This window comes from Sphingorhabdus sp. (assembly GCF_046154385.1).
Lineage (GTDB): Bacteria > Pseudomonadota > Alphaproteobacteria > Sphingomonadales > Sphingomonadaceae > Sphingorhabdus_B.
The window spans coordinates 71,733-83,503 of record NZ_JBJXFW010000028.1; the positions used below are offsets into that span (position 1 = coordinate 71,733).

Below are 11,771 nucleotides of genomic sequence, written 5' to 3' on the forward strand. Positions count from 1 at the left end.
TTAGTTATTGGGTGGTGATATAAGAAAGTCGAAACTATGGCGGGTTATCCAGCCATAATTGTAATTTGCATAATATAGCGCAAAGAGTGCCGCCGACAAAAGCGTCGTTCGCAAAATGATCAAGCCTGGACGAAAATTCCCCGGTGCACTGTCCGCCTGACCGGGTATTCTCTCCATGCCCAATTCTTCGTGTGTCTTAACGCCGATCGGTAATATCACAAACGCACTCATTACCCAAAAAAGCGCATAGATCGCTATGATTGATGTTAAACTCATGCTGTTTCCAAAATTATGACGTCTACAATCGGCTTTTTGCCGGTCCAACTGGTCGCGACACGGCGAACTGCCAATCTCACGTTTTCGCGCAATTTTTCAAAGTCGCCTTTATTTTCACGAACGGCTTTTACGACTGCGTCGGTTGCATCATCAATGAAATCTTCCAAATCTTCTTCGATGGGAATTCCGTGTAACCGTATCTGTGGATTTCCCAGCAAACGATCCTGACTATCCAGAGCAAGCGCCACAGAAATCAAGCCATACCATGATAATTTGCGCCGTTCGTTCATGGTAACGCCATCCGCAGCAATGATCGTATCCCCGTCTAGTATCAGCCTGCCGGTTCTCTCTTTCCCAATTATTTCGGGATTGCCCGGCGCAAGGCGGACGACATCACCATTGGATTGAACAAGCGTATTTTCTACACCATGGGCTTTCGCAAATCTGGCCTGTTCAGCCATATGACGGCGTTCACCATGCACAGGGACCAGAACAGAAGGCCGTATCCAATCATAGAGCTTTGCCAATTCCGGTTGCCCCGGATGACCGGAAACATGGACATGGGCCTGCTTCTCGGTGACCGTCAGGATGTTTCGTTCGGCAAGTTTATTCATTATGACACCAATAGCGATTTCATTGCCCGGTATCTGTTTCGACGAGAATATGACGGTATCGCCTTCTTCTAATTTGACCGGATGGTTTCCGTCTGAAATGCGCGCCAGCGCCGCTCTCGCTTCGCCCTGCCCCCCCGTTGCAACCACCATAACATCTTTTCTCGCCAAACCGTCGACCGCCTCCATATCAACTGTTTTAGGCAATTCTTTAAGGTAGCCATTGGCTTGAGCCGCTTCAATTATTCGGTGCAATGAACGCCCGGCGAAGCATAATGTCCTGCCAGTTTCGCGCGCGACTTCACCCATTGTTTGCAGGCGTGCCGCGTTAGAAGCAAAAGTCGTAAGCAACACCCGACCTTTCGCTGCTTTTACAGACCGCAAGAGATCGGCCTTCACGCTACCTTCGCTTCCGCTATCGCCTGAATTAAACGCGTTGGTTGAATCGCATATCAAAGCCAATATGCCGTCATTTCCAATTGCGGTGAGTTGCTCTTCAGTGGATGGCAGTCCGATAACGGGTTGCTCGTCCAATTTCCAATCACCGGTGTGAAAAACCTTGCCGTAAGGGGTTGATATGACACAAGCGCTCATTTCAAGAATTGAATGTGCGAGAGTGACAAACTGGAACCCAAAGGGTCCCAAGTCGAAACTGCCTTCCATCGGAATGATATTCAGCTCAACGCTGTCCGCGATTCCTTCTTCTTCCAATTTACCGCGTATAAGAGTGGCCGTGAAAGGCGATGCATAAAGCGGCACGCCAAGGTCCGCAGCAAAATAAGCGACCGCGCCAATATGATCTTCATGCCCATGTGTCAGAACGATGCCCAGAAGATCGTCCTTACGCTGTTCGATAAAATCCAAATCCGGCAATACCAAATCGATGCCGGGATATTCTGAATTTGCAAATGTCAGGCCAAGGTCAACCATAACCCATTTACCCTGACAGCCATAGAGATTGACATTCATGCCAATCTCGTTCGACCCGCCGAGCGCCAGGAAAAGAAGTTCATTTTTCGGGGTAGTCATTTTTGTTTGTCTCTATTCCTGTATAAAAGCGCTAGCCCCCGCAGCGTCAAATCCGGTTCTACCCGGTCAAATAAATGGCCATGTTGCTGAAATAATATGGCAAGACCTCCGGTTGCGATAACCGTAACTGGATTGCCAATTTCAGCTTTCATTCGTGCAATCATCCCTTCGATCATCGCCACATAGCCCCAATAGATACCAATCTGCATTTGTCCAACAGTTGTCGTACCAATTACACTTTCATTTGGCGGCGGTTCGATTGCAATCCGCGGCAACATGGCAGCTGCGGCGTAAAGGGCATCGAGACTGAGATTAACGCCCGGCGCAATGCTGCCGCCGCGATACGATCCATCAGGGCCGATATAGTCAAATGTTGTTGCGGTACCAAAGCTGATAACCAACTTATCACCCGGGGCAATGGCCTGGGCCGCAATCGCATTGACCGCGCGGTCCGCACCAACGGATTTTGGTTCGGCAACCTTTAGGTCAATGCCCCATTCCATCGAGCCACGTCCGGCGACCAAAGCGTCACAACCAAAATAATTGCTAGCCAGCAATTGCAAATTGTGAAGTGCGCGGGGCACAACCGTGGCAATAATGACTGCCTTGATATCAGACCGTTGGAAACCAGCCATCTGAATCAATTGATCAAGCCAGACGGCATATTCATCAGCCGTGCGCCGGGCATCAGTGGCGATGCGCCATCGTTTCACAATTTCTCCGCTATCGTCGACCAGCGCGAATTTGACGTTGGTGTTGCCGGTATCAATGGCGAGCAGCATAGTCGGTCCTCTGCTTAAACAAGAAAAACATCGGCGGCATGAATGGCATGGATCGTCCCATCCGCCAAGCGAAGCAGCAACGCCCCGTCTGCGGTCAGCCCGCCGTAAAGTCCATCTTCGCGTTCCCCATTGGGTAGCTGCACCGAAAGCGCCGTTCCAACGGGATGAGCCGCCTTTTGCCATTCCGTGGTCAACGCTTGCAAACCATATTGACGCCAGCGCGCCAACCAGATTGCCATGTTCGATGCCAAAATCTCCGTGACGGCTTGCGAATGCGGTGGCAGGACGCCAAGTGTTTTCAGATTGGATGTCGCACGCCCCGGAATCTCGGGTGACGAGGTTAAATTGATACCGATACCAACAACAACCGCGTCACCCGTCCGTTCGAGTAAGATACCGCATAATTTGGCACCGTCTGACGACAAAACGTCATTGGGCCATTTGATCTGCACGACGCATTCCGGTGCAATTTGATGCAACGTGTCGCGCACCGCCAAGGCTGCAACAAACGCCAGCGACGGTGCCTGCGGATCGGTCGGTTGCAGACGCACGATGGTACTGGCGAACAAATTACCAGCGGGGCTTTCCCAACTGCGTCCCATACGGCCACGGCCGCCGTCCTGTGCATCAGCGCGAAGCCATAAACCTTCCGGCGCGCCGATAGCCGCACGTTGCAGCAGGTCGGCGTTGGTCGACCCGGTCAATGCAACTTCTTCGAAAATGGGGTTCAGAAGAGCGCCCTTGCGGCCTGGGCCGACACAGCGGCCAGAACCGGAATGGCGAGATAGCCGAGCGGTGACACTGCCACAGCCATAATGCCACCGGTCCAGCTCAAGACCGCGTCGTCGGACGGCGCAATCACATCTGCCGGTTCGTCAAAATACATGACCTTGACGACCTTCAGATAATAGAACGCGCCAATTACCGAGGCAGCGATGCCGATGACCGCAAGCGGAAGCAGGTTCGCAGCCACAGCGGCTTGAAACACCACTAGCTTGCCCCAGAAACCGAATAGAGGGGGAATCCCTGCAAGGCTGAACATGAAGATGGCGAACACTGCGGCCAAAGCCGGACGGGTTTTCGACAGTCCGGTGATGTCGTCAAATGTTTCCCGATACGATCCGTCATGCGCTTTCAACTGCATCAACACGATGAAGCTACCCAATGTCATGGCGACATAGATCGCCAAATAGACCAGCATCCCGGCAACACCTTGCTCTGTCCCTGCGGCCAAGCCGATGAGGATGAAGCCGATATTGTTGATAGAGCTGTAAGCCAACAGGCGTTTCAAATTCTGCTGCCCAATTGCGCCGACGGCACCGATGATGATCGACATCAGCGCCACAACGATGATGATCTGTTGCCAGACCATCGCTTCATTCCCAAACGCCTCAATTACAACACGAACCATGAGCACAGTTGCAGCTACTTTAGGTGCACTCGCAAAAAAGGCGGTTACCGGTGTTGGTGCACCTTCATATACGTCCGGAGTCCACATATGAAATGGCGCAGCACTAATCTTGAAGGCCAAACCGGATAGAACGAAGACAATGCCGAAGATCATTCCAAGGCTGATGTCGCCATTCAGAACCGCCCCGATCGCGCTAAAGCTCGTCGAACCGGTAAAGCCGTAGAGTAACGACATGCCAAAGAGAAGAATTCCGCTCGCCAGCGCGCCAAGTACGAAATATTTCAAACCGGCTTCGGCCGAACGCCCGTCATAGCGCGCAAAACTCGCCAAAACATAAGCGGCCAGGCTGTTGAGTTCCAGCCCGATGTAGAGCGTCACCAGATCCGTCGCCGACACCATGACGCCCATGCCAATGGCAGCAAGCAGGATCAGTACGGGATATTCCGCCCGCATTGCGCCCATTTTTTCTAGGAAACGCGGGGCGATCATCAACGAGATGGCGGCGGCAAAGTAGATCAATATCTTGGCAAAGTTGCCAAAGGCATCGTTGCCGATCAGACCGTCAAACGCCAAGGCATCGGTACCTGCTGCCATAAACTGGACTACATAGGCACCAGCGCCAACCAGCGCAGCAACGGCCAAGATACTCGCCAACCGGCCAGCTTCGCTCCGCCATGCAGAAAGAAGCAGCAAGACAAGCGCGGAGAAGCTGAGAATAACCTCGGGACGAACAAGGAAAAGTGAAGCATTAAGGTCCATTAGTGGTGGCTCCCCTCAGCCCTGTTCTTTTCTTCATTATGGCCCCCGACCCGATATTTCGCGGTAGTAGGATCATTCTCTTTCAATTTACTATCACCCACTGGGGCAGCACGCTCTACCCGCGCCACGATTGTTGCTACATCCCGCCGTATGGGGGCGAGGAAGGTTTCCGGATAAACACCCATCCACAATACTGCGGCCGCCATCGGCGCAAGAAGCCACATTTCCCGACCATCAATGTCAGGCATTGCTGCTGCATCGGCGTTTTTCTGTTCGCCAAAAGCAATGCGGCGATAAAGGTACAGCATATAGCCCGCGCCTAAAATGATACCGGTTGTTGCAATCAAGGTCGCCCAGGTCGAAACCTTGTATGCGCCTGCCAATGAAAGGAATTCGCCTACGAAACCGCTAGTTCCGGGTAGCCCCACGCTCGCCATTGTAAACAACATGAACAGCAATGCATATTTGGGCATGTTGATGCTCAATCCGCCATAGCGGCTGATTTCGCGGGTATGCAGCCTGTCATAGATCACCCCGACGCACAGGAACAGCGCGCCTGAGACCAGACCATGGCTCAACATAACGATAATCGCGCCTTCGATTCCTTGCTGGTTAAAGGTGAACAGACCCACGGTCACAATCGCCATATGGGCGACGGACGAATAGGCGATCAGCTTCTTCATATCGTTTTGCACAAGCGCAACGAGCGAGGTGTACACTACGGCGACCATCGACAGGCCGAAAACCAAAGGAATGAAGTCCGCGCTCGCTTCGGGGAACATCGGCAGCGAGAAACGCAGGAAGCCATATCCGCCCATTTTCAGCAAGACGCCCGCCAATATGACCGAGCCCGCAGTCGGTGCCTGCACGTGGGCATCCGGCAACCATGTGTGGACTGGCCACATCGGCATTTTCACGGCAAAGCTCGCAAAGAATGCCAACCATAGCCATTTCTGCGCCTCGACCGGGAAATCGGTATTAAGCAACGTTGGGATGTCTGCAGTTCCGGCAGTCTGGATCATCCACAACATGGCGATCAGCATTACGACCGAGCCAAGAAGCGTGTAGAGGAAGAATTTATAAGAGGCGTAAATCCGCTCTGCCCCACCCCAGATGCCGATGATCAAATACATCGGGATCAGGCCGGCTTCGAAGAAGATGTAGAATAACAGCAAATCCTGCGCCGCAAATACGCCAATCATCAGCGTTTCCATCAGGAGGAACGCGGCCATATATTCGCCAACGCGCTTTTGTATGGCGTGCCAGCTTGCCCCGATGCAGATCGGCATCAGGAATACCGACAGCATGATGAGCGTCAGGGAAATGCCATCAATGCCCAGTTTCCAGCCTATAGGGCCGAACAACTGCAGGCTTTCGACAAATTGCCACTGCGCACCTGCGGGATCGTAGCTGACCCACAGCCACGCGCCCAATGCAAGATTGAATAGAGTTGCGCCCAGCGCCAGCAGACGGGCGGTTTCGGCGCGCGCAAACAGACAGGCGATTGCGGCCACCATCGGGATAGCCAGCATGATCGAAAGAATTGGGAGTGCTGAGGCGTTCATTATGCTTTCACCATCATCCAGCTAACCGCCGCGACAAGGCCCAAAAGCATGACCAGTGCATAGGTGTAAAGATATCCCGACTGCATCCGCACAGCCATCCGGCTGCTGAAGCTCACCAACGCGGCGGAACCATTGGGACCATATTTATCAATGATGCCAATGTCCCCCTGCTGCCAGAAAAGGCGGCCGAACCAAAAGGCCGGACGGACGAAAATCAGGTTATAGAGTTCGTCAAAATACCATTTGTTGAGGAAGAAACGGTAGAGCGGAGCGAACATGGTTGCGACCTTGTGCGGCGCATCGTCGGAGCGCTGGTACATCAGATACGCAACCGCGAGACCGATCAGCATCGCCACCGTTGACGACAATTTCACCCATAGCGGCACTTCATGCATCGCATGCATCAGATGCTCGTTGAAATAGAGTGTGCTGTTGGCCCAGAATTCCTTGCCCGTCTCCGCCTCGATGAAGCCACCGTGGAACAGAAAGCCTGCAAATACTGCACCAAGGGTCAACACCCCGAGCGGAATGAGCATCGTTAGCGGGCTTTCGTGGGGGTGGTAACCGCCCGTTGAATCTGCTGCCGTTTCGGGCGTCTTGTGGACGCTGTGCTGGATATGCTCGCTCTGGATCCAGCGCGGCTTTCCGAAGAATGTTAGGAACATCAGACGCCAGCTATAGAAGCTGGTCAGCAATGCCGCGACAACGCCAATAGCAAAGCCATACATATGGTAGGTCGATCCGCTGGCAAAGGCAGCCTCAATAATGGCGTCCTTGGAATAGAAGCCAGCAAATCCACCGACACCCACTATGCCCACCCCGGTAATGGCGAGCGTTCCCGCCATCATTGCCCAAAAGGTCAGCGGGATATGCTTCCGCAGGCCGCCATAATAGCGCATATCCTGTTCATGGTGCATAGCATGGATCACCGAACCTGCGCCCAAGAACAGCAACGCCTTAAAGAATGCATGGGTAAACAGATGGAACATTGCGGCGCCATAGGCACCGGTGCCGGCGGCGAAAAACATATAGCCGAGCTGGGAACAGGTCGAATAGGCGATGACGCGTTTGATGTCGGTCTGGACCAGACCCACTGTCGCGGCAAAAATTGCGGTCGTTGCACCGACAATCGTGACGACATCCAGCGCAAACTGGCTTGTTTCAAACAGCGGCGACAAGCGGCAGACCATGAACACGCCAGCGGTCACCATCGTCGCGGCGTGGATCAGCGCCGACACAGGTGTCGGGCCTTCCATCGCGTCGGGGAGCCATGTGTGCAGGCCCAACTGTGCCGATTTACCCATTGCGCCGATGAACAGCAGGACGCAGAGCAGGCTCATCGTGTCCACGCGGTAGCCGAGGAAACCGATGCTCGACCCTACTTTGTCCGGCGCAGCAGCGAGGATATCGGGGATCGAAACAGTGCCGAACAGCCAGAAAACACCAAAGATACCGAGCATGAAGCCCAAGTCACCGACGCGGTTGACTACAAACGCCTTGATCGCAGCGGCATTTGCGCTGGGCTTCTTGTACCAGAAACCAATCAGCAGATAGGACGCAAGGCCGACCCCTTCCCAACCGAAGAACATCTGCACCAGATTATTCGCGGTCACCAGCATGAGCATGGCGAAGGTAAACAGCGACAGATAAGCGAAGAAGCGCGGCTGGTCCGGGTCTTCCTCCATATAGCCCCAGCTATACAGGTGGACGAGCGCGGACACGGTGGTGATAACGACTAGCATGACTGCGGTGAGCGCATCGACGCGCAATTCCCAGTCAAAGGCAAGCGCACCGGACTGGACCCAAGTCATGACCGGTTCGACATATGCTTTCTCGCCGCCGGTCAGGAAGCCTATGAAGATCGGCCAGCTCAAAAGGCAGGCGGTAAACAGGCCGGCGGTCGTGATCGTCTTGGCCGCCACGGCACCGATAAAACGCTGGCCAAGACCCGCGATCAGCGCTGCCAAGAGCGGCAGGAAAACGATGATATGTATCGAAGTCACTGGATGTTTACCCCTTCATCCGGTTGACATCGTCAACGGCAATGGTGCCGCGACCACGGAAATAAATAACCAATATGGCAAGCCCGATGGCCGCCTCGCTGGCCGCGACGGTCAGGACGAACATCGCGAAAATCTGCCCGGTCAGATCGCCCAAGAAAGCGCTGAACGCCACAAGGTTGATGTTCACGGCGAGCAAGATCAGTTCAATCGCCATCAAGATGATGATGATATTCTTGCGGTTCAGGAAGATGCCGAGCACGCCCATCACAAACAGGATGGAACTGACCACCAGATAATGTTCTATCCCGATCATGTGCGAAGCACTCCTTTGTTCCGCTCACCCTGAGCTTGTCGAAGGGTCACAGTTCGACCCCCTGCCCGACCGGCTGATTCACGTTGCGCGTTGCATCCTGTGGACGGCGCATATTCTGGCTGTTGATATTCTGTCCCTTTGTTCCGTGACTACGGCGGTGGGTCAGAACAATCGCGCCGACCATAGCGACGAGCAGGATCAAACCGGCACTTTCGAACAGGAAGATATATTTGCTGTAGAGCAGGTTCCCGATAGCCTCGATATTTGGCACGCCGTTGGACACCGTTGCCGGTCCAGCTTCTGGCGTTCCCAGCTTGACCGCACCGGCGCGATAGGCACCGACGCCGAGAATGAGTTCCGCCACCAGTATGACCGCCAGCAACAGCCCAAGCGGTACGTTTTTGACAAAACCGGCCCGCAATTCGGCAAAATCAATGTCGAGCATCATCACGACAAAGAGGAAGAGTACCGCGACTGCACCGACATAAACAATGACGAGCAACATCGCGATGAATTCCGCACCAATCAGGACCATTAGCCCCGCCGCGTTAAAAAAGGCGACAATCAACCACAGCACGCTGTGCACCGGATTGCGCGCAAAAATCACCATTGTGGCCGACGCGATGAGGATGCTGGCGAAGAGGTAAAATGAGATGACCTGAATCACAATCCGCGCCCCTTATCGATAGGCCGCATCGGCGGCAAGGTTCGCGGCAATCGCGCGTTCCCACTTGTCGCCGTTGGCGAGCAGCTTGTTCTTGTCATAGAGAAGCTCCTCACGCGTTTCGGTGGCATATTCAAAATTCGGCCCTTCAACGATGGCATCGACAGGGCAGGCTTCCTGACAGAAACCGCAATAGATGCACTTCGTCATATCGATGTCGTAGCGCGTGGTCCGGCGGCTGCCGTCTTCGCGCGGCTCGGCCTCGATCGTGATCGCCTGCGCCGGACACACTGCCTCGCACAGCTTGCACGCGATGCAACGTTCCTCGCCATTGGGATAACGCCGCAGTGCATGTTCACCCCGGAAACGTGGGCTAAGCGGGTTCTTTTCGAACGGATAGTTCACCGTCGCCTTGGGCTTGAAGAAATATTGCAAGGTCAGCCAATGCGCCTTGACGAATTCCCACAAGGTGAAGGACTTGATGAGATGGGCGATGGTGGTCATACAAAATGTCCCGTCAACATGAGGTAGCCGCTCACCAAAAATACCCAGAACAGCGAGATCGGCAGGAATATCTTCCAACCCAGACGCATCAGTTGGTCATAGCGGTAGCGGGGGACTGTGGACTTTACCCACGCGAAGATGAAGAACATCAAAAGGATCTTGCCGAAGAACCAGATGATGCCCGGCACCATATAGAGCGGTGCCCAATCGACCGGCGGCAGCCATCCGCCCCAGAAGAGGATCGCGTTCAGCGCGCACATCAGCAGTACATTGGCATATTCGCCAAGCCAGAAAAGCGCGAAGGCCATTGACGAATATTCGGTCTGGTACCCGGCGACCAGTTCGCTTTCCGCTTCGGTCAAATCGAACGGTGCGCGCGCCGTTTCGGCCATGGCGCTGATCAGGAACATCACCGAAATCGGGAAGAGCAGCGGGTTGAGGGCAAAAGCGTTTATAAAGCCAAGCACATGGCCCTTTTGCGCGGCAATAATGCCGCCCATGTTGAACGTGCCCGCCCACAGAACGACGCAGATCAGGATGAAACCAATAGAGACTTCATAGGAAATCATCTGCGCGGCGGCGCGCATCGCGGAATAGAATGGATATTTGGAGTTGGACGCCCACCCCGAAATCACAACGCCGTAGACCCCAAGGCTGCTGATCGCGAGGATGTAGAGCAGGCCGACATTGATGTCGGCAAGCACGACGCCATCGGCAAAGGGAATAACCGCCCACGCCATCAACGCCACGGTAAAGGTAATGATCGGCGCGATCAGGAACAGCCCCCTGTTCGATGCGCTTGGGATGATGGTTTCCTGCAGGAACACCTTCAAACCGTCGGCGAAGGATTGGAGGACACCGAAGGGTCCAACCACGTTCGGACCACGGCGCAGCGCAAAGGCGGCCCATAATTTGCGTTCCGCGTAAATGATCATCGCGACTGCCAGCATGAGCGGTAACGCGATAAGCAAAATCCCGGCAATGGTGGCGGTAAACCACGCACCTTCATAAGACATGCCGAGGGATTGGAAGAATGAGGTCACTTCACTTCCCCCAATCCGTCATGCTGAACTTGTTTCAGCATCTTAATTATTGACGTCGAAGCAGTAAGACCCTGAAACAAGTTCAGGGTGACAGTGTGCGTAGTGGCGAGCTGTGCCCTCATTCCGCAGCCTCCAGAAATTCTTCGCCATGCACCAGTTCAGCCGAACAACGTTGCATCGTCTCCGATGCGCGGCAGATGGCATTGGTCAGGTAAAAATCCTTGATGGGATAGTCGGCGATTTTGCCGCTGACGGTGGCAGACAGTTTGGGTTCGCTCCAGCCATATTCGGCCAGACCTTCTTGGCCAAGAGCCGGGATAGCCTTGGCCATTTCAGCGCGCAATGCGTCGAGGCTGTCGAACGGTAGACGCTTGCCGAGCACATCGGAAAGCGCGCGGAAAATCGCCCAATCCTCTCGTGCGTCCCCGGGGGGGAACACCGCGAGCTCGCCGCGTTGGACGCGACCTTCGAGATTCACATAAGTTCCCGATTTCTCGCTATAAGCGGCACCGGGAAGGATCACGTCGGCATGATGTGCACCCTGATCGCCATGATGGCCGATATAGACTTTGAACGTTTTGGCAAAGAGGCTGTAATCAACCTCGTCTGCGCCCAGGAAGAACGCCAGTTTCGGCTTCTTCTTCGCTAACGCCTTGATCCCACCGTCATGCGCATAGCCCAGCATCAAGCCGCCCATGCGCGCTGCGGCGAAATGGAGGACGTTGAAGCCGTTCCAGCCCTCGCGGACCAGCTTGTATTTCTTGGCAAAGGCGAGCGCCGCGCCATGGACGCCTTCGTAACGAAGTGCGCC

General features: G+C 54.4%; 12 protein-coding genes. All 12 read right to left on the minus strand.

Annotated elements, in window-relative coordinates; genetic code table 11:
- Nucleotides 1–276 carry a DUF1467 family protein gene (locus ACKVOS_RS05560; protein ID WP_409211024.1) on the minus strand — a complete coding sequence of 92 codons (276 nt, stop codon included), beginning with the start codon at nt 274–276 and terminating at the stop codon, nt 1–3.
- Nucleotides 273–1,916 (minus strand): ribonuclease J, encoded by a 1,644-nt coding sequence (locus tag ACKVOS_RS05565; RefSeq protein ID WP_409211025.1) that lies wholly within the window; start codon nt 1,914–1,916, stop codon nt 273–275. The genes ACKVOS_RS05560 and ACKVOS_RS05565 overlap by 4 nt, the downstream gene beginning before the upstream one ends.
- Entirely contained in the window at nt 1,913–2,698 is a 786-nt protein-coding gene (locus ACKVOS_RS05570) for a type III pantothenate kinase (protein WP_409211026.1), read from the minus strand. The genes ACKVOS_RS05565 and ACKVOS_RS05570 overlap by 4 nt, the downstream gene beginning before the upstream one ends.
- A gap of 14 nt (nt 2,699–2,712) precedes the next feature.
- Entirely contained in the window at nt 2,713–3,402 is a 690-nt protein-coding gene (locus tag ACKVOS_RS05575; protein ID WP_409211027.1) for a biotin--[acetyl-CoA-carboxylase] ligase, read from the minus strand.
- A gap of 23 nt (nt 3,403–3,425) precedes the next feature.
- Nucleotides 3,426–4,868, minus strand: a complete 1,443-nt coding sequence (gene nuoN, locus ACKVOS_RS05580) for an NADH-quinone oxidoreductase subunit NuoN (RefSeq protein ID WP_409211028.1) — start codon at nt 4,866–4,868, stop codon at nt 3,426–3,428.
- Nucleotides 4,868–6,433, minus strand: a complete 1,566-nt coding sequence (locus tag ACKVOS_RS05585) for an NADH-quinone oxidoreductase subunit M (RefSeq protein ID WP_409211029.1) — start codon at nt 6,431–6,433, stop codon at nt 4,868–4,870. The genes nuoN and ACKVOS_RS05585 overlap by 1 nt, the downstream gene beginning before the upstream one ends.
- Nucleotides 6,433–8,436: an NADH-quinone oxidoreductase subunit L gene (gene nuoL, locus ACKVOS_RS05590; protein ID WP_409211030.1), complete on the minus strand. Its 2,004-nt coding sequence runs from the start codon at nt 8,434–8,436 to the stop codon at nt 6,433–6,435. The genes ACKVOS_RS05585 and nuoL overlap by 1 nt, the downstream gene beginning before the upstream one ends.
- A 7-nt stretch (nt 8,437–8,443) precedes the next feature.
- Entirely contained in the window at nt 8,444–8,749 is a 306-nt protein-coding gene (gene nuoK, locus ACKVOS_RS05595) for an NADH-quinone oxidoreductase subunit NuoK (protein ID WP_409211031.1), read from the minus strand.
- A gap of 46 nt (nt 8,750–8,795) precedes the next feature.
- Nucleotides 8,796–9,416, minus strand: a complete 621-nt coding sequence (locus tag ACKVOS_RS05600) for an NADH-quinone oxidoreductase subunit J (RefSeq protein WP_409211032.1) — start codon at nt 9,414–9,416, stop codon at nt 8,796–8,798.
- 12 nt (nt 9,417–9,428) lie between these two features.
- A complete protein-coding gene (gene nuoI, locus ACKVOS_RS05605) occupies nt 9,429–9,917 on the minus strand; it encodes an NADH-quinone oxidoreductase subunit NuoI (RefSeq protein WP_143775498.1) in 489 nt (162 codons plus the stop codon).
- Nucleotides 9,914–10,960 (minus strand): NADH-quinone oxidoreductase subunit NuoH, encoded by a 1,047-nt coding sequence (gene nuoH, locus ACKVOS_RS05610; protein WP_409211033.1) that lies wholly within the window; start codon nt 10,958–10,960, stop codon nt 9,914–9,916. The genes nuoI and nuoH overlap by 4 nt, the downstream gene beginning before the upstream one ends.
- A gap of 118 nt (nt 10,961–11,078) precedes the next feature.
- Nucleotides 11,079–11,771, minus strand: a 693-nt coding sequence (locus ACKVOS_RS05615; RefSeq protein WP_409211034.1) for a molybdopterin-dependent oxidoreductase, incomplete at its 5' end; no start/stop codon positions are given.

Bases quoted from the DNA above. Each gene is read 5' to 3' on its own strand.
- nuoI (WP_143775498.1), bottom strand. From the start codon at position 9,917: ATGACCACCATCGCCCATCTCATCAAGTCCTTCACCTTGTGGGAATTC.
- ACKVOS_RS05585 (WP_409211029.1), bottom strand. From the start codon at position 6,433: ATGAACGCCTCAGCACTCCCAATTCTTTCGATCATGCTGGCTATCCCG.
- ACKVOS_RS05560 (WP_409211024.1), bottom strand. From the start codon at position 276: ATGAGTTTAACATCAATCATAGCGATCTATGCGCTTTTTTGGGTAATG.
- ACKVOS_RS05570 (WP_409211026.1), bottom strand. From the start codon at position 2,698: ATGCTGCTCGCCATTGATACCGGCAACACCAACGTCAAATTCGCGCTG.
- nuoN (WP_409211028.1), bottom strand. From the start codon at position 4,868: ATGGACCTTAATGCTTCACTTTTCCTTGTTCGTCCCGAGGTTATTCTC.
- nuoK (WP_409211031.1), bottom strand. From the start codon at position 8,749: ATGATCGGGATAGAACATTATCTGGTGGTCAGTTCCATCCTGTTTGTG.
- ACKVOS_RS05565 (WP_409211025.1), bottom strand. From the start codon at position 1,916: ATGACTACCCCGAAAAATGAACTTCTTTTCCTGGCGCTCGGCGGGTCG.